14 protein-coding genes are annotated in these 17,018 nt (G+C 68.1%); 5 read left to right on the top strand and 9 right to left on the bottom strand.

All coding sequences use genetic code 11. The features are described from left to right. Positions 1–75: 75 nt before the first annotated feature. The 4 genes from acpS to rpoZ all read right to left on the bottom strand — a co-directional run bounded on the left by acpS (position 76) and on the right by rpoZ (position 4,020). Entirely contained in the window at positions 76–477 is a 402-nt protein-coding gene (gene acpS / locus ACO2RJ_RS05325; RefSeq protein ID WP_423266941.1) for a holo-ACP synthase, read from the bottom strand. Then, positions 474–1,226: a pyridoxine 5'-phosphate synthase gene (locus ACO2RJ_RS05320; RefSeq protein ID WP_423266939.1), complete on the bottom strand. Its 753-nt coding sequence runs from the start codon at positions 1,224–1,226 to the stop codon at positions 474–476. The genes acpS and ACO2RJ_RS05320 overlap by 4 nt, the downstream gene beginning before the upstream one ends. Positions 1,227–1,257: 31 nt before the next feature. Next, a complete protein-coding gene (locus ACO2RJ_RS05315; RefSeq protein ID WP_423266937.1) occupies positions 1,258–3,471 on the bottom strand; it encodes a RelA/SpoT family protein in 2,214 nt (737 codons plus the stop codon). Positions 3,472–3,633: 162 nt separating this feature from the next. Continuing rightward, on the bottom strand, positions 3,634–4,020 hold the full coding sequence (gene rpoZ / locus ACO2RJ_RS05310; RefSeq protein ID WP_423266935.1) for a DNA-directed RNA polymerase subunit omega: 387 nt from the start codon (positions 4,018–4,020) through the stop codon (positions 3,634–3,636). Between the two features lie 153 nt (positions 4,021–4,173). On the opposite strand from rpoZ, the gene ACO2RJ_RS05305 reads away from it, so the two are divergent. After that, complete coding sequence (locus tag ACO2RJ_RS05305; protein ID WP_423266934.1) at positions 4,174–4,761, top strand: NYN domain-containing protein; 588 nt, start codon at positions 4,174–4,176, stop codon at positions 4,759–4,761. A 25-nt stretch (positions 4,762–4,786) separates the two neighbouring features. Here ACO2RJ_RS05305 and ACO2RJ_RS05300 read toward each other — a convergent pair whose 3' ends face one another. Continuing rightward, positions 4,787–6,571: a hypothetical protein gene (locus tag ACO2RJ_RS05300; protein WP_423266933.1), complete on the bottom strand. Its 1,785-nt coding sequence runs from the start codon at positions 6,569–6,571 to the stop codon at positions 4,787–4,789. Between the two features lie 149 nt (positions 6,572–6,720). Here ACO2RJ_RS05300 and ACO2RJ_RS05295 point away from each other — a divergent pair, with 149 nt between their 5' ends. Next, complete coding sequence (locus ACO2RJ_RS05295; protein ID WP_423266932.1) at positions 6,721–7,386, top strand: uracil-DNA glycosylase; 666 nt, start codon at positions 6,721–6,723, stop codon at positions 7,384–7,386. Positions 7,387–7,983: 597 nt separating this feature from the next. On the opposite strand, the gene smpB is transcribed toward ACO2RJ_RS05295, so the two are convergent. Beyond that, positions 7,984–8,460: an SsrA-binding protein SmpB gene (smpB, locus tag ACO2RJ_RS05290; RefSeq protein WP_423266931.1), complete on the bottom strand. Its 477-nt coding sequence runs from the start codon at positions 8,458–8,460 to the stop codon at positions 7,984–7,986. Positions 8,461–8,483: 23 nt separating this feature from the next. After that, entirely contained in the window at positions 8,484–9,416 is a 933-nt protein-coding gene (gene dapA, locus ACO2RJ_RS05285; RefSeq protein WP_423266930.1) for a 4-hydroxy-tetrahydrodipicolinate synthase, read from the bottom strand. A 292-nt stretch (positions 9,417–9,708) separates the two neighbouring features. Here dapA and ACO2RJ_RS05280 point away from each other — a divergent pair, with 292 nt between their 5' ends. Then, positions 9,709–11,811, top strand: coding sequence for a lytic transglycosylase domain-containing protein (locus ACO2RJ_RS05280; RefSeq protein WP_423266929.1), 2,103 nt, complete (start codon positions 9,709–9,711; stop codon positions 11,809–11,811). Positions 11,812–11,921: 110 nt separating this feature from the next. Here the strand turns inward: ACO2RJ_RS05280 and ACO2RJ_RS05275 are convergent, their stop codons facing one another. Then, complete coding sequence (locus ACO2RJ_RS05275; protein WP_423266927.1) at positions 11,922–13,295, bottom strand: carbohydrate porin; 1,374 nt, start codon at positions 13,293–13,295, stop codon at positions 11,922–11,924. A gap of 331 nt (positions 13,296–13,626) precedes the next feature. Next, the gene (locus ACO2RJ_RS05270; protein WP_423266926.1) at positions 13,627–14,910 is read right to left on the bottom strand and encodes a porin; all 1,284 of its coding nucleotides are present in this window, start codon (positions 14,908–14,910) and stop codon (positions 13,627–13,629) included. Positions 14,911–15,312: 402 nt separating this feature from the next. On the opposite strand from ACO2RJ_RS05270, the gene ACO2RJ_RS05265 reads away from it, so the two are divergent. Together ACO2RJ_RS05265 and ACO2RJ_RS05260 are read left to right on the top strand one after the other, a co-directional pair. After that, positions 15,313–16,656, top strand: coding sequence for an aspartate aminotransferase family protein (locus tag ACO2RJ_RS05265; RefSeq protein ID WP_423266925.1), 1,344 nt, complete (start codon positions 15,313–15,315; stop codon positions 16,654–16,656). Between the two features lie 8 nt (positions 16,657–16,664). Then, entirely contained in the window at positions 16,665–17,012 is a 348-nt protein-coding gene (locus ACO2RJ_RS05260) for a hypothetical protein (RefSeq protein WP_423266924.1), read from the top strand. Positions 17,013–17,018 lie beyond the last annotated feature (6 nt).

Below are 17,018 nucleotides of genomic sequence, written 5' to 3'. Positions count from 1 at the left end.
CGACGCGGTGATAACCGCCGCTGAGGTCAGTGGCAATCAACGGGCCGGGATCGAGCGCCCCACGAGCGAGGAGCGTCACGACCGGGGGGCTGCGCTGATGATGACGACCGCCGAAGCGAGCGGCGCCTCGTCGGTGAGCGTGACGTCGATGCGCGCTTCGTAGCCGTCCGGGGTCATGCGATCGAGATGCGCCTTGGCGCCGCCCGTCAAAATCATCGTCGGGCGCCCCGAGGCGAGGTTGGTCACGCCCATGTCGCGCCAGAACGTGCCGTTGCGGAAACCGGTTCCGAGCGCCTTGGCGCAGGCTTCCTTGGCCGCGAAACGCTTGGCAAGCGTTGCGGCCGGAGCGCCTTTGGCGAAAGCGCGCCTCCTCTCCACGTCGGTGAACACCCGATCGAGGAACCGCTCGCCGAACCGGTCGAGCGTCCGTTCGATCCGTCGGATGTCGCAGAGGTCGTTGCCGAGGCCGAGGATCATGCCGCGGCCCTCCGCCGGCCGCGCGCGATCGCGGCCTTCATCGTCCGGACGGCCTCGGGGAAGCCGATGGCGAGCGCCTCGCCGACCAGGAAATGACCGATGTTTAGCTCCGCGACGGCGGGGAGGCCCGCGATCGTCTCGGCGCTGGCGTAATCGAGGCCGTGGCCTGCGTGAACTTCGAGGCCGAGCTTCGCCGCGTAGGCGGCCGCATCGGCGAGGCGCTTGAACTCGCGTTCGGCGCGTGCGCCCTCGCCCGTCGCGATCGCCTCGCACCAGGAGCCGGTGTGCAGCTCGACCACGGGCGCGCCCATCAGTTCGGCCTGGTCGAGCGCCTCGGCGTCGGGCTCGACGAACAGCGACACGCGGATTCCGGCCGCGACCAACTCCTTGACCACCGGCGCGACGAGCCCCTTCTGGCCCACGACGTCGAGGCCGCCTTCGGTCGTCCGCTCCTCGCGCTTCTCCGGCACGAGGCATGCGGCGTGAGGCTTCGCCCTGAGCGCGATCGCGAGCATCTCCGGGGTCGCCGCCATCTCGAAATTGAGCGGCGCGCCGAGCGCCATCAGCCGCTCGACGTCGGCGTCCCGGATGTGTCGGCGATCTTCGCGCAGATGGGCGGTGACGCCGTCGGCCCCGGCCTCGATCGCGAGCCGGGCGATGCGCGCGGGGTCGGGGCTGTCGCCGTCGCGGGCGTTGCGCACCGTCGCGACGTGGTCGACGTTGACCCCCAGTCTGACATGTTCCGTCATGACGGCCCTTCGATATCGGAGGGGAGCGGCGTCAGCCGTTCACCCGCTCCACGTTGCTGACCACCGGGGCCTGCCTCAGATCGCCGATGATGGCCCCGAGATGCTTGGCGTCGAAGACGCCGAGGTCGAACAGGATGTCGTGGAAGTCCGGCGACCGCGAGACCATGTGCACGTCGTCGATGTTCGCCTCATAGGCATAGATGATGTTCGCGATGGTCGCGAGCGAGCCGGGCTCGTTCAGCGACGTCACGGTGATGCGGACAGGGAACCGCTCGCGCTTCGCGAGATCCACGTCCCACCTCACGTCGAGCCACCGTTCCGGCTGGTCGTCGAAGTCCTTCAGGGCCGGCGACTGGATGGGGTAGATCGTGATCCCCTGCCCCGGGTCCAGGATGCCCACGATGCGGTCGCCCGGCACCGCGCCGCCGTCCGGCGCGAACCTGACCGGCAGATCGCCGCGCAATCCCCGGATCGGGATCGAAGGGCGTTCGCCGTCCGCTGGCTCCCCGCCGGGAGCCTTGAAGCGCAGCGAAGCGGCGCGCTCCAGACCGAACCAGCCGCTCGCCGGCGCCGCCATCCCCTGGGACGTCTGGGGCCGCTCGTCCCGCACCTCGGGGTAGACCGAACGGACCACGTCGATCGAATGCATCTCGCCCCGGCCCACGGCGGCGAGCACGTCCTCGACCGAGGTGCGCGCCAGCCGATGGAGCGAGGCCCGAAGCCGCTCCTCGGCGAAGGTCTTGCCCGCGCGCTCGAAGGCGCGCTGCACGATCTGGCGACCGAGGCCCGCATATTGCGCGCGCACGGCCGAGCGGGTCGCGCGGCGGATCGCGGCGCGAGCCTTGCCGGTGACCACCACGGCCTCCCAGGCGGCGGGCGGCGTCTGGGCGTCGGAGCGGATGATCTCGACCTCGTCGCCGTTGCTCAGCGCCTTCACGAGGGATTCGGTGCGCCCGTTGACCTTGGCGCCGACGCAGCCGTTGCCGACGCTGGTGTGGACGGCGTAGGCGAAGTCGATCGGGGTCGCGCCCCGCGGCAGCGCGATCAGCCGCCCCTTGGGGGTGAAGCAGAACACCTGGTCGGAGAACAGCTCGAGCTTGGTGTGCTCGAGAAACTCCTCGGGGTTGTCGCCTTCCGCGAGTAGCTCGACCGTGCGCCTGAGCCATCCATAGGCGCGGCTCTCCCGCGTGAGGCCCTCGCGGTCGCCGCCCAGCCCGTCCTTGTAGAGCGCATGCGCCGCGATGCCGTATTCGGCGAAACGGTGCATCGCCTCGGTGCGGATCTGGAGCTCGACGCGCTGATGGTCCGGACCGACGATCGTGGTGTGGATCGAGCGGTAGTCGTTCTCCTTCGGCGTCGAGATGTAGTCCTTGAAGCGCCCCGGAACGGTCGGCCAGCCCGTGTGGAGAACGCCGAGCGCACGGTAGCAGTTCGGCACGTCCGCGACGTTCACCCGGAACGCGAAGATGTCCGACAGCTGCTCGAAGGCGACGGATTTGCGCTCCATCTTGCGCCAGATCGAATAGGGTCGCTTCGCCCGACCCGTGATCTGGGCCTCGATCTTGGCGGCCGCGAACCGTTCCTCGAACGCCGATTGGATTTCCTGGATCGAGGCCGCGTTGCGCTCGGCCAGACGGTTCAGCCGCCCGACGATGGTGTCATACGCGTCGGGAAACAGCGTCTTGAAGCAGATGTCCTCGAGCTCCTCGCGCATCGCCTGCATGCCCATGCGCGCCGCCAGCGGCGCGTACAGGTCAAGCGTCTCCTGCGCGATCCGCGCACGCTTCGACGCCGGCACGAAATGCAGGGTGCGGACGTTGTGGAGGCGGTCGGCGAGCTTGACCAGCAGAACGCGGACGTCGTCCGCGATGGCGAGAAGGAGCCGGCGCAGATTCTCGGCCTGGGCCGCTTCCTTCGTGACGAGGTCGAGCTTCTTGAGCTTGGTGAGACCTTCGACCAGCCTGCCGATCTGCGGCCCGAACAGCGCGTCGATCTCGTCGCGCGTGGCGTCGGTGTCCTCGATCGTGTCGTGCAGGAGCGCCGCCGCGATGGTGGCGTCGTCGAGCCTCAGATCCGTCAGGATCGCCGCGACCTCGAGCGGATGGGAGAAATAGGGGTCGCCCGAGGCCCGTGTCTGCGTGCCGTGCGCCTTCATGGCGTAGACATAGGCGCGGTTGAGCAGCGCCTCGTCGGCGTTCGGATTGTACGCCTTGACGCGTTCGACGAGCTCGTATTGCCGCATCATGAAGCGAACGCCGCACGGACTTGCGCGGCGGCGCCGCGCTTCGTCGCTAGATATTGTCGGCTTCGACGCGACGCACAACGATGGGGGACCGAAACGACGAAACGCCGCGCGCGGCATGCCGCGGCGGCGCTGTCATTCACGGTCGGAAGGAGGGGCTGAGGGTCAGTCCTCGTCGTCGGTCTCCGCCGGCGGAACGAGACCTTCGAGGCCCCGCAGCAGATCCTCTTCCGTCATGCGGTCGAAGGCGACGCTGCCGTCGTCCTCGGGCGCGCCGGCCGTTCCTGCGAGCGCGGGAACGGCTTCCGCCTCGGGCTCGTCGACCTCGACATACTTCTGAAGCGAGTGGATGAGGTCTTCTTTGAGATCGTCCGGGGAAACCGCCTCGTCGGCGATCTCGCGCAACGCGACGACGGGATTCTTGTCGTTGTCACGGTCGATCGTCAGCGGCTGGCCGGACGAAATCAAGCGTGCGCGATGGCCGGCGAGCAGCACGAGCTCGAACCGGTTCTCGACTTTGTCGATGCAATCCTCGACGGTGACGCGGGCCATGGGGCCTCCGCTTCTTCGGGTGACGGGCTGTGGAGTTAGCCGCGGTCTTTACCGCGAGGCCGTTCTCGTGGCAAGGACCGCGCGATGCGGTCCGCGCTTGGCTGTTGCAGCCGTCGTTGCCGCAGTCCCAACGCGACGAAAGATATTTGAGACATGTTTTATTCGGACGAACGACTCGGCCTGTTCATTGACGGCGCCAATCTCTACGCCACCGCCCGGGGCGTCGGCTTCGACATCGATTTCCGCCGCCTGCTGCGCGACTTCCAGGGTCGCGGCTATCTTATCCGCGCCTATTACTACACGGCTCTCGCCGAAGACCTCGAGGTCTCGACGATTCGGCCATTGATCGACTGGCTCGACTACAACGGTTACACCGTCGTCACCAAGCCGACGAAGGAGTTCACCGACAGCCAGGGGCGGCGGAAGGTGAAGGGCAATCTCGACATCGAGCTCGCGATCGACGCGCTCGACATGGCCGACAAGATCGACCACATGGTGCTGTTTTCGGGCGACGGCGACTTCACCCCCCTGGTCGCCGCCATGCAGCGCCGCGGCGTCCGGGTGACGGTCGTCTCCACCGTCACGACCCAGCCCGCCATGATCGCGGACGACCTGCGCCGCCGCGCCGACCACTTCCTTGATCTCGCCGACCTGTCGTCCAAGATCGGCCGCGACCCCGCGGAGCGGATCGCGCGCGAGGCTCGCCGCCAGGCCGCGATCGACACCACCCCGGAGCCCTGAGCCGCTGGGCGCGGAGGTCCGCCCCTCAGCGAGCGCGTACGGCCACGCTCTCTGCGCCGACGATCATGTCGCCGGGGCGCCCTGCGCCCAGCGCCTGCTCGAACATCAGGAAGATGCGTCGTTGCGAGGGATCGAAGGCCGGCGGGGCGGTCGGCCCGCGCACGAACACCTTGAAATGCTTCAGCGCGTTCTTCGTCCCGACATAAGCGGTCGAGGCGGCAGCCGCGCGCAGACAGGCGCCGCGCGCGTCCGTCTCGCAGACCGTCGCGGCGAACAGAGCGCCCGGAGCGTCGTCGAAGGGGCGGATATAGACCGGCCTCGCGACCAGCCGGGCCGTCGCGCCGACGTTCTTGGCCGTGACGCGGAACGCGGCTGTTCGACCGGCGGGCGTGACCACAACGCCCGTGACCGGGGCGACGGTGCGCGCCAGGACGTCCGCCGGCGCCGCCCGTGCGCGCGCGGTCACGCCGAAATGGTTGCTCTGATCGAGATCGGGCTCCCGCGCATTGGCGCAGTCGACGAGCACGTCGCCGTCGAAAGTGGGGTCGGCGAGCGACGGCTGTCTCGGCCGGACGGCGACGCGCACCCGCGCCGACTTGCCCGGGGCGATGGCGAATGGCTGGTTGGCGGGCCCGATCAAGGCGCCGGTGTCGGGATTGATCCTGTTCCACAGCACGTCGAGCGGTTGGTAGACGGCGCCCCGGGCGTGACACCCGCGAACCGTCACGCCGGCCACATTGCGCATATCGACGTCGAACGCCCTCAGCTCGCCGACCGGCCCGGCGCGCGTCTGGGCGTCGACCTTCACCTCCACCGGCTCCACGCCGGCGAACGCCGACTTCACGACGATCAGGGCGGCGTGACTTGCGGTCGTCGCGAGCTTGCCGCCGACCCGGCCGGAGAACAGGAAGCGTCCGGAGATCGTGCGGACCGTCGTCGCGTCGAACCCGGCCGTGAAGCTGAATTTCGCGGCGGCCGTCGCGCCCGGCGCGAGAACGATCGGCCTCGGCGCCCTCACGCCCGGTCCGAGCGTGCTGGACGACGTCACCGTGACGGGAGAGGCCATGCTGTTGTGCAGGATGAAAGTCGGCTCCGTCACGCCGGGCGAACAGGCTCCCGGGGCGACGCAGACGAACGCTCCGTTGAAGAAGGCGTGGCCGTTGTAGCGCGCAAGGAACGCCGAGAGACCGCCGCCGGGCGGAAACACGTTCCCCGTGAGAAACACATCGTCCTCCTCGCCGGAGGGGCTGCCGATCTGCAGGCGGTAGTCCCGGGCCGCCGCGGGCGCGTCGAACTGGATCAGGCTCTGCTTGCGGCCAAAGCCCGCGACCGGCTTGTCGTCGTTGAAGGCGACGCGCCTGAGGCCGGTGAGACGGTCGCCCTGGTAGAGCGCGAGCGCTGTATCGATCCGGGAGCCGAAGGTGTGGAGCACGATCCGCGCCGGCTTCGACCGCGCGAAGCCCATCCAGACGGTCTTGCGCATCCGGCCGTCGACGGTGGGTTCCTGGTCCTCGACCGTCGCCCCGTAATTGACGAGCGCGACGGTCTCCGACGTCAGGGCGACGACCGGAGCGGCCGCGGCGGCCATGGCGCCTGCCGCGTTCGGACCGAAGGCGCCGTCCTCGGTCGAGAGGTCGCCGAGATCCTCGTTCGCCCGGATCCCAGCCTCGAACCGCTTGTACTCCCAATAATCGTCGAAACTGTCGAAGCTTTCCGCGAAACCGTCGGCGCTCGCCGGGATCGCGCCGAGGGCCGAAAACGCGGCTACGGCGGCGATTGCGAGGCCGATCGCGAAGGCTGCTTTGCGCATGCGACAACCCCTTCATCTGTCCGGGAGCTCATCGATAAAGTTATCACCGCCCGAACGGCGGGACCATCCGTCGTTTTTCATCTCGGACGCCGCCGACGTCTCTGCCGCGAGATCATAAGGCCAGTATTCGATGATCGATTGTTTAGCAGATGACTGACGCGCCTCTACGGCAGCCCGCCACGCCGCCGCACGACTGTCCCGCATGCCCACGCCTGGTTGCGTTCCGGGAAGAACAGCGCGTGCGCCGACCCGAATGGCACAACGCTCCGGTTCCGGCTTTCGGGCCGCTCGGCGCGCGACTTCTGATCGTCGGCCTGGCTCCGGGCCTCCAAGGCGCCAATCGCACCGGCCGACCGTTCACCGGCGACTACGCCGGCGACCTCCTTTATGCGACTCTTCTGAAGTTCGGTTTCGCCAGCGGCGTTTACGCAGCCCGTCCCGATGACGGCCTAGAGCTGACGGGCGCGCGCATCGTCAACGCGGTGCGCTGCGTGCCGCCGCAGAACAAGCCGGAGCCGGCGGAAATCGCGACCTGTCGCGTCTACTTATCGAGCGAACTTGAAGCTTTGCCTGAAGACGGCGTCGTCGTCGCGCTCGGCCGCATCGCGCATGAGAGCGTGTGTCGGACGCTCGGCGTAAAGCTGAAGGCGGCGCCGTTCGCTCATGGCGCGGAGCACGGGCTTGGCTCTGTGACGCTCTTCGACAGCTATCACTGCTCCCGCTACAACACCAACACGCGCGTGCTGACGACGGCGATGTTCGAGGCGGTGTTCGCGCGCGTTTGGGATCGCCTAGCGAGCAAGAGCAGTGAGTGACGGTGACTGAACCTCTTTCTAGCCACCGCCACTCAGATTGCGTTACCGGACCTTGGTCCACGCCGAGGCGACTTCTGGCGGAAACATGTACCGCCACTCGCTATGATCTGCATCCCACTCCCAGTCCAGAAGATCACGCCCTTTCGGCCATCCAGATGTATTGGCGACTCGTCGACCAAGTGCACCACGAACACCCGCCAGCTGAGATTTCGTAAGCTTTAACTTGTCACTCACTTCGCTCCAAAGCGCGCCTTTACGCCCCACGCTGAGAAGTAGATCGAACAGGCCTCTCTGGCTTGCGGACACTGGCAGACGAGTCAGAGCTTCTTTAGCTGCAGCTTCGGGGATAGGCCCCCGAACCTGGGCATCGCCGTTGGCTTGGCTTCGAGTTATATCTGAGTTATCCCGAAAGACCATTTGCCCGGAGGGGTCTCCGAAGAGGTGGCTCACCGCGCGGAATTCCTCGGGGGAGCCTTCAAAGCTCATATTAGTCAATTTCATGGGCCCATCTCCACGCTCCTGTCCAAAACGCGCGAGGGAGCGTCACCCGCCATCGAAAGATAGGGGCTTTTTTCTTAAGTTCAAGATATTTTCAAGCTATCCTCGGTCCCGCATGATGCGAGCCTTGTCGCGGTTCCAGGTCTTCGCCTTGTCGGCTTCGCGCTTGTCGTGGAGCTTCTTGCCGCGCGCCAGCGCGATCTCGACCTTGGCGCGGCCGCGGTCGTCGAAATAGAGCTTGAGCGGAACCACCGTCATCCCCTCGCGGGTGATCGCGCCCGTCAGCTTGTTGATCTGCGCCTTGTGCAGCAGCAGCTTCCGCGGACGCTTGGTCTCGTGGTTGAACCGGTTCGCCTGCAGATATTCCGGGATGTAGGCGTTGTAGAGGTAGAACTCGCCACCGTATTCGCTGGCGTAGGACTCACCGATCGTGGCCTTGCCCTGGCGCAGCGACTTCACCTCGGTGCCGACGAGCGCGATCCCGGCTTCGATCGCTTCGCCGATCTCGTAATTGTGGCGCGCCTTGCGGTTGTCGGCGACGATCTTGAATCGCGGGTTCGGCGCCTTGGCGTTCATGGGGAGGGACAGTCTTTTTCGGTTCAGGCGCGCCCGACGGCGCGGATCTGAGCGGGCTCGGCTTCGGCCTGGACGATGCCGGCATGGACCAGCGCCGCCCGCACCTTGGCGCGGGTCTCGTCCGTGCAGGGCACCATGGGAAGACGCATCGCCTCGCCGCAACGGCCGAGCATGGCGAGCGCGACCTTCGCGGGGCCCGGATTGGTTTCGCAGAACAGGTCGACATGCAGCGGGAACAGCCGGTCCTGATAGGCCAGCGCCGCCGCGTAGTCGCCCTTCAGGCACGCCTCCTGGAAGGCGGCGCAGGGTCCCGGCGCGACGTTGGAGGCGACCGAGATGCAGCCGTGCCCGCCATGCGCCATGAAGCCGAGCGCCGTCGCGTCCTCGCCGGACAGTTGGATGAAGTCGGGGCCCATCTTGGCGCGCTGCGCGCTGACGCGCGCGACGTTGGCGGTCGCGTCCTTCACGCCGACGATGTTTTCGATCTCGTAGAGCCGGGCCATCGTGTCGACGGACATGTCGACCACGGAGCGGCCTGGAATGTTGTAGATGATGATCGGCAGCGCCGTCGCTTCGGCGATCGCGCGGTAATGCGCGTAAAGTCCGCCTTGCGTGGGCTTGTTGTAATAGGGCGTGACGACGAGCAGCCCGTCGGCGCCGACGTTCTCCGCGTGCTTGGCGAGACCGATCGCTTCCGCGGTGGAGTTTGAACCGGCGCCGGCGATGACGGGCACGCGGCCCCGCGTCTCCTCCACGCACCAGCGCACGATGTCGATATGCTCGGCGTGGCTCACGGTGGGGCTCTCGCCGGTCGTGCCCACGGGAACCAGCCCGTGCGTGCCCTCCGCGATCTGCCAGTCGACCAGCGCGCGGAAGGCCCCTTCGTCAAGCGCGCCGTCCTCGCGCATCGGCGTGACGAGCGCGGTGTTGGAGCCGTGGAAGATGGGCTTGCTCATGGTCTGTCGCGTCCGTCGCGCGCCGGCCGATCGGCGTCCGGTCTTGAATGCGGGTCGCCGCCCGTGCCGGGCGCCGCGTTCGGCCGACCTTGATAGCCGCGCGCGGCCTCGACGGGAAGCCCCGCCTCGCCGCGCCCTCCGCGTTGAACATTTCGTCATCCTCGCTGCATTGCGGCGTCGGGGTCTCTCGGTTAGCGATTCGTAAAGTCGCGGTGGCGAAACTGAGGCTAATCCGCCCTCGCGCCGGCTCGCCGCCGGAGCCCCGAGCCGAAGCCGAGCGTCGATGTCTGCGTTGAGAGTTCTTCGTTGCGGCGTCGCCGCCGTCGCCCTGGTCGCCGTCGCGAAGTCTGCGTCGGCCCTCGAAAGCGAGCCGGACGCGGCGTCGGCGGAGACCCTCGCCTCCGCCGAAATCGTCCTCGCCTACGACATGACGACGACCGGCGCGATCTCGACCAGCTCGCGCTCGGTTCCGTCCGCCGAGGTCTCCGCCTCGGACGTCGCGAAGATCAAAGCCGCCATCGCGGCCATGGAGCGCGGGGATCTGTCCGGCGCCCAGGCGATCCGCCCGAGCCTGTCCGATCCGGGCGCGGTGGCGCTTCTCGACTACCTGTCGATCCGCCTGGCGTCGCGACAGATCGGTTTCGCCAAGATCGACGCCTTCCTCAGAGCGCACCGCGGCTGGCCGATGGAGAGCCTCGTCCGCCGTCGCGCCGAAGAGGCGCTCTGGCTGGAAAAGGTCCCGCCGGCGACCGTGCGGGCCTTCTTCGCCGCGAACGGCAAGCCCACCCGGGCCGAAGGCAAGCTGGCGCTCGCGCGCGCGCTGATCGCCTCCGGCGACAAGAGCTCCGGCGCGGCCATCGCCCGCGAGGCCTGGCGCTCGGAGGAGCTCGACGGGGCGCTCGAGACACAGGCCTATTCGGCCTTTGGGTCGCATTTCACCGTCGCCGATCATCGCGCCCGCGCCGAGATGCGCCTGCTGGACGACGAGGTGGACGCAGGGCTGCGGGCCGCTGCCCGCGTCGGCGGCGGCTATCTCGCCATCGCCAAAGCGCGCGCGGCCGTCATCCGCAAGCTGCCGAGCGCCGCAGCGGCGCTCGCCGCGGTTCCGGCGTCCGCGCGCTCCGATCCCGGCTATCTCTTCGCCGTCGCAAAGTTCCAGCGGCGCGCCGAACGTCCGAAGGAGGCGGCGGCGGCTCTCGCCAAGGCGCCCCGCGGCGGGGCGGCGCTGGTGGATCCGGACGCCTGGTCGGTCGAACGGCGGGTGGTCGCGCGCGACCTGCTCGACATCGGCGACGCGCGCGGCGCCTATCAGGTTCTGGCGCGCGACGAGCCGACCTCCGACAGCGACAAGATCGAGTCCGACATGCTCGCCGGCTTCATCGCCCTGCGCGCGCTTGGCGACGCCCGCACAGCTTACAGGCATTTCGTCGCCGTTCAGAAGGAGGCGACGATCCCCGGGACGGCGTCGCGCGCCGCTTACTGGCAGGGCCGCGCTCTCGAGGCGATGGGCGACGGGTCCGCCGCGCGGGCCGCCTATGAGCGGGCGGCTCGGCACGTCACGAGCTATTACGGCCAGATCGCGCGGGCCCGCCTCGGCGCGACCGACCTGCCGGTCCGCTCGCTGCCCACGCCGACGTCGACCGATCGCGCCACCTTCGGGTCGCGGCTGGCCGTGCGCGCGGTCGATCTGCTGTACCGCGCGGATCAGAAGGAGCTGGCGCTCGCCATGGTGGCGGCGCTCGCCGACGATCTCAAGAGCCCCGGGGAGGTCGTGCTTCTGGGCGCGTTGACCCAACGCTACAAGGACGCCCGCGCGACGCTCGTCGTGGGCAAGGCCGGCCTGAACAACGGTCTGCCCGTCGACGCCCTCGCCTACCCCACCAGCGGCGTGCCGAGCTACCGCCCCGTCGGCCCGGCGATCGAGACGCCGGTGGTGCATGCGATCGCCCGACAGGAGAGCGCCTTCAACCCGAAGGCCGTCAGCCACGCGAACGCCCGCGGCCTTCTGCAGCTGCTGCCGACCACTGCGGCGCGCACCGCCAAGAACGCCGGCGTCGCCTTTGACGCCAGGCGCCTGACGACGGACGCCGCCTTCAACGCCCAGCTCGGCGCCGCCCATCTCGGCGAACTCGCGCGAGACTTTGACGGCTCCTACGTCATGGTGTTCGCGGCCTACAACGCCGGCGCGAGCCGCGTGACCCAGTGGGTGCAACGCTACGGCGACCCCCGCAAGCCGGACGTGGACCCGGTCGACTGGGTCGAGCGGATCCCCTTCACCGAGACGCGAAACTATGTGCAGCGGGTGATGGAGAACACGCAGATCTATCGCACGCGCCTGAACGGCCGCACGGCGCTCCTGATCGAGCGCGACATGGCGCGCGGCGCCGGGCAGTGACGTCGGCCTGACGCCGCGGTTCGTCCGCCGCCTGCCCGCTTCCATCGCCTGCGAATCAGAAGGCCCGCGACGACGCTCGTCACGGGCCTTTCCGATGGGACGTCCTCGCGTCAGAAATCTACGATGGTGCGGACGCCCAGAATCGTCGCGTTCTTGATGCGGCGATTGGGGCGATCGGGATCCGGGTCGCCGCCGCCCGGACGAACGACATATTGCGCGAAAGGCTGCACCTTCAGCCAGCCGGCGACCGCGGCCTGGTAGGACGCCTCGATCACCATCTCGGACGACCGCACCGTCCCTGAACCGTTGATCCGGATCGAGTCCCGATCCAGGCGTTGCGCCTGCTTGGAGATGTGGGCGTAGGCGAAAGCGACGCCAAAGACGTCGTCGGGACGGCTGCGGAACGGGCCCTTGAAGTTAAATCCGACGTCGAAATAGTAGTCGATCAGGCTGCGGTCACTCTCTGGCGAGACGACGCCCCGAGCGAACACGGAGAGCGCGCGGCCGGCGGCCTCCGGCTTGGGATCCTTCAGGTCCGTCGCCGTCGTCTCCTGCCACACCGTCTGGTCGATCACGCCGTAGATCGCGTAGGCGCCGTCGTGGCGGCGCGGATCGTCGGCGCCGGGGTCGGCCAGCGACAGCCCGTTCTGGGCGCGGCGCAGATCCTCGAAGTGCAGCGAGTTGTACCAGGCGCCGACCTTGTAGACGCCGGGCAGCCCGCCCTCCGGCGCATGAGTGTAGATCAACTCGCCGATCGCGAAGGCGCCGTCGTTCACGGGGAAGTCGAGGTTGTGATCGTTCTTGTCGTCGCGGCCCGCCGGATCGCCGTTGTAGAGGCCCGCCTGGACCGACCACTGGTCGTTGAACGTGTAGGCGGCGTGGACGCCGGGCGTCGGCACGGGGTAGGCCGGCCCGCCGCTGTAGAGATCGACGCCCATCAGGCCCGGCCAGCCGAAGGTCGAGTTCACGAACAGGCCAGCGGTGTCGCTGGTCGCGAAGTCGCCGTCGGCGGCGAGCTGGCCGATCTTGAATGTCAGTTTGTCGTCCAGCAGCGTCTGCTTGAAATAGACCTCGGCCAAGCGGTTCGAGTGGTCGAACTCGATGTTCGACATGGTCAGCAAATTCCCCACCTCATGGGTCGTCAGCCCATGGCCGCGGATGAAATAGGCGCCGGCGTAGATCTCGCCGCCCTGCCAGCCGACGAGCTTCTCGAGGTCGAGCGTCAGGCCGAGCTGCAGCAGGCCCGAGAAGCCCTCGTCCCTCCGAAGGCCGCCGGACGTGTTGGTCGAGAAGTCCCCGGTGAAGGTGGCTTCGACGCTCACGCCCTTGTCTTCGAGCGCGCTGCGCGCGCCGCCCCAGTCGCCCGTGAGCTTCTCGCGCTCCATAAGGTCGCCGAAGAAGCCCGACGGCTCCGCGGCCTGCGCGCCCGCGGCGAACGACGCCGCAAGTCCAAGTCCGATCAGCGACCCCCGCCAGGCGTTCATGCGCATTCCCCCGATGTCCGAAGGCGTGCCGACGACGATGGCCGCGCATCCGCGCGACGGAATGGACCCGTCGCCGGAGCCTCGATCAAATGATCATGCCAGCATGTTGGAGAGCAAGAGAGCGACAAGCGCTTCACTCGGAAACAAGCAGCAAATAATCGGTCTGTAACTACAGGGTCACAATAGGATTAGATCTATAACAGTTCTAGGAAAAGAGAAGTGGTATACTTATGCGGCTGATGCCTCACGCGCAAGTCGCGGGGGGCGTCTTGAACGAGAACAGCCCCGGCGCGTGGCCGGGGCTGTCGCAGTGAAAGTCCGATCGAGTGGATCAGAAGTCGCGCTGGACGCGGAGGCGACCGACGAAGGCGTCGTCGTCCTTCGGACCGCTGTAGGCGATCTTGGCCTTCTCGAGGTTCTTGATGTAGACGACCTCGGCGCCGATATCGAGCTTCTTGACCGGGGTCCAGATCAGGTTGCCCGTGAGCGAGCCGGTCTCCCAGTCGGCGTCCACCTTGCGGTAGTCGACGCTGATGTAGGAGGCCTGCAGCGCCGAGCGCCACTTGGGCGACCAGTAGTGCAGCACGCCGAGGTTGGCGTTGAAGGCGCGGGTCTTCTCGGTCTCGCCGTTGACCAGGAGGTAGTCGCGGCCCGGGTTGAAGCCCGCGACGCTCTGCGTGCGGCCCGATCCGTTGTTGTTCTCGAACACGCCGTTGTAGTTCAGGCCGGCGCCGTCGGTGTAGGCGGCCGACGCCCAGAGGAAGTCGCCCTTGGCGTCCGAGGTGTTGGCGGTCGGCAGGTTCAGCTTGAAGCCGCCCTGCACGCCCCAGCCCCACTCGTTGTCGCCGCCGACGCCCAGAGCGACGCCGCCGAGCGAGTCGGCGTAGTTCTTCCGGGGATTGATGCGGGTGACGACGCCGGAGAGCTGCGCCTCGCCCCAGCCCTGCTTGACGCGCAGGTTGGCGACCACGTCAGGCATCGTCTGGCCCGCAGCCGGGGTGCCGTTGATGCTGTTGCCGTAGCGGTAGGTCCGGTCTTCGAGCGAGACGCTCGCCGAGAAGTCGCCGAACTTCGCCGTATAGGCCAGGACCGGCAGGGTGCGATCCGAGATGAACGGGTTCATGAAGGTCGGGTAGGGCTTGAAGTCCCAGAACGAGTCCGTCACGCCGGCCGTCAGGCCCGCGAACTGGACATAGGCCTGGTCGAACAGGAAGTCGTCGCCGTCGAGGCCGGTCGACTGGCCGAGGCCGTTGCCGCTCGAGCTGCTCTGCGGGCCCGATTCCTTCTGGAACTGCAGGCGGATGAAGGTGCGGAGCGCGCCATACTCGGTGTCGGTGCGGGCGTCGAACCACAGACGGGTGCGGACGCGGTAGCCGGTCCGGTTGTCGAACTCGTCGTCGCGGATGCGCTCGCCCGAAGTCAGTTCGAGACGGGCGAAGCCGCCGATCTGAAGGCAGGTGTCGGTGCCAGGAATGTAGAAGAAGCCCGCGCCGTAAGCGTCGCAGACCCTCACATATTCGACGGGCTCAGCGCCCGGCAGGTCGGCAGCCTGAGCGCCGCTCATCATCACGAAGGCGGCAGCCGAGCCGAGCGCAAGGCTCTTGACCAATTTCATGTCGTTCCTCCAACCCCGATACGTCGGCCGGACCGTTCGACGGTCAGCCGGCGGCGACGAATTTCTGAACTGATCGCCGACCCCCGACGACCCCCGATGCCGGGAGCCCGTCCCGACGTCGCAGTTCGACCATATTCGTGGCGGCGCCGTGCGCAAGCGCGATCCTCATTGTGACGATTGTAATCCGCGGCTTTGGATCGGGCTGTGGCTGGAATGCCACGAACCCTTGAGCCGCGCCGGGTTTCCGGCCCGCCGTCGTTTAGGATTCGCTAAGACGCGCCGCCTCGATCCCGCCCCGTTGCGGCCGGACTCCGCCTCAATCCGTCGGCGAATCGCCGCCTTGACCTCGGGCGCCGGGCGGTCCCACCCTGTTGGCAGCCGATCACCTGGGACGAGACCATCATGACCGCGAGCTCCGTCGTTGCGCTGCGCCCGGCGCCGACCAACAATCTCGAAGCGTTTTGGATGCCGTTTACGGCGAACCGGCAGTTCAAGAGCGCGCCGCGCATGCTCGCCGGCGCGAAGGACATGCACTACGTCACGCCCGACGGCCGGAAGGTGCTCGACGGCACGGCCGGCCTCTGGTGCGTGAACGCCGGCCATTGCCGGCCGAAGATCGTCGAGGCGATCCAGGCCCAGGTCGCCGAGCTCGATTTCGCGCCGACCTTCCAGTTCGGGCATCCCAAGGCGTTCGAGTTCGCAAGCCGCCTGACCGCCATGGCGCCGCCTGGCCTCGACCATGTGTTCTTCGCGAATTCGGGGTCCGAGGCGGTCGACACCGCCATGAAGATCGCGCTCGCCTACCACGCCGCGCGGGGCCAGGGTCAGCGGATCCGGTTCATCGGGCGCGAGCGCGGCTATCACGGCGTCGGGTTCGGCGGCATCTCGGTCGGCGGCATGGTCGCGAACCGCAAGACCTTCGGGCCGGGCCTGCCGGCCGTCGACCATCTGCGGCACACCCACGACATCGCCCGCAACGCGTTTTCGCGCGGCTTGCCGGAGCATGGCGCCGAGCTCGCCGATGATCTCGAGCGCATGGTCGCTTTGCATGGCGCGGAGACCATCGCCGCGGTCATCGTCGAGCCGGTGGCGGGCTCGACGGGGGTGCTGCTGCCGCCCAAGGGCTATCTCGAGCGGCTGCGCGCGATCTGCGACAGGCACGACCTACTGCTGATCTTCGACGAGGTCATCACCGGCTTCGGGCGGCTCGGCGCGCCGTTCGCGTCGGATCGGTTCGGCGTGATCCCGGATCTCATGACGACCGCCAAGGGCGTCACCAACGGCACGATCCCGATGGCCGCGATCTTCGCGTCCTCGGAGATCTACGAGGGGATGATGCACGGGCCGGAGCACATGATCGAGCTGTTCCACGGCTACACCTATTCGGGGCACCCGATCGCCTGCGCCGCGGGTCTCGCGACGCTCGACGTCTATCAGGAGGAAGGGCTACTCACGCGCGCCGCCGACCTCGAGACGCGCTGGGCCGACGCGGTCCACGGGCTGAAGGGCCTGCCGAACGTGATCGACATCCGCACCTTCGGCCTGGTCGCCGCCGTCGAGCTCGAACCGATCGCCGGACAGCCGTCGAAGCGCGCCTTCTCGGCCTTCCTGAAGGCGTTCGACGCCGGGATCATGATCCGGACGACCGGAGACACCATCGCGATGTCCCCGCCCCTCATCGTGTCGGAGGCGGAGATCGACGAACTCGTGGGCAAGCTCGCCGACGTCCTGCGCGCGATCGCGTGAGCCCCGAAATGGGAGACGCCGCCGGCCGCCCCGTCCGCCACGCCGCCTTCGTGGCGGGCGTATGGTGCGCGATCGCCCTGATCGGGCTTTCGGTGGTCGGCATGGCGCATGCGCGGTCAGTGCAGGGGCACGCCGAGACCGCGTTCTGGATCGTCGTCGCGCTCGTCGCGGCGGCGGCCGGCTGGACCGCCCTCGCCTTCGCGCGCGCGCCGGTCGCGACCCGCGCCGGCCGCGTCGTCCAGCGCGTGGCGGCTTCGCTGATGGCGCTCGCGGTCGTCCTGTTCCTGTGGGAGACGATCGTCGTGGGCGGCGGTCTCGGCTACCCGCCCGCGCCGACGAGCCTTCTGGCGCGCTAGCGCGGC

This window comes from Hansschlegelia sp. KR7-227, from assembly GCF_049446035.1.
Classification (GTDB): domain Bacteria; phylum Pseudomonadota; class Alphaproteobacteria; order Rhizobiales; family Methylopilaceae; genus Methylopila.
This window is presented reverse-complemented; position numbering and strand designations above follow the sequence as displayed.

Coding starts and splice junctions, on each gene's coding strand:
- acpS (WP_423266941.1), bottom strand. CDS start 477: ATGATCCTCGGCCTCGGCAACGACCTCTGCGACATCCGACGGATCGAA.
- ACO2RJ_RS05320 (WP_423266939.1), bottom strand. CDS start 1,226: ATGACGGAACATGTCAGACTGGGGGTCAACGTCGACCACGTCGCGACG.
- ACO2RJ_RS05315 (WP_423266937.1), bottom strand. CDS start 3,471: ATGATGCGGCAATACGAGCTCGTCGAACGCGTCAAGGCGTACAATCCG.
- rpoZ (WP_423266935.1), bottom strand. CDS start 4,020: ATGGCCCGCGTCACCGTCGAGGATTGCATCGACAAAGTCGAGAACCGG.
- ACO2RJ_RS05305 (WP_423266934.1), top strand. CDS start 4,174: ATGTTTTATTCGGACGAACGACTCGGCCTGTTCATTGACGGCGCCAAT.
- ACO2RJ_RS05300 (WP_423266933.1), bottom strand. CDS start 6,571: ATGCGCAAAGCAGCCTTCGCGATCGGCCTCGCAATCGCCGCCGTAGCC.
- ACO2RJ_RS05295 (WP_423266932.1), top strand. CDS start 6,721: ATGACTGACGCGCCTCTACGGCAGCCCGCCACGCCGCCGCACGACTGT.
- smpB (WP_423266931.1), bottom strand. CDS start 8,460: ATGAACGCCAAGGCGCCGAACCCGCGATTCAAGATCGTCGCCGACAAC.
- dapA (WP_423266930.1), bottom strand. CDS start 9,416: ATGAGCAAGCCCATCTTCCACGGCTCCAACACCGCGCTCGTCACGCCG.
- ACO2RJ_RS05275 (WP_423266927.1), bottom strand. CDS start 13,295: ATGAACGCCTGGCGGGGGTCGCTGATCGGACTTGGACTTGCGGCGTCG.
- ACO2RJ_RS05270 (WP_423266926.1), bottom strand. CDS start 14,910: ATGAAATTGGTCAAGAGCCTTGCGCTCGGCTCGGCTGCCGCCTTCGTG.
- ACO2RJ_RS05265 (WP_423266925.1), top strand. CDS start 15,313: ATGACCGCGAGCTCCGTCGTTGCGCTGCGCCCGGCGCCGACCAACAAT.
- ACO2RJ_RS05260 (WP_423266924.1), top strand. CDS start 16,665: ATGGGAGACGCCGCCGGCCGCCCCGTCCGCCACGCCGCCTTCGTGGCG.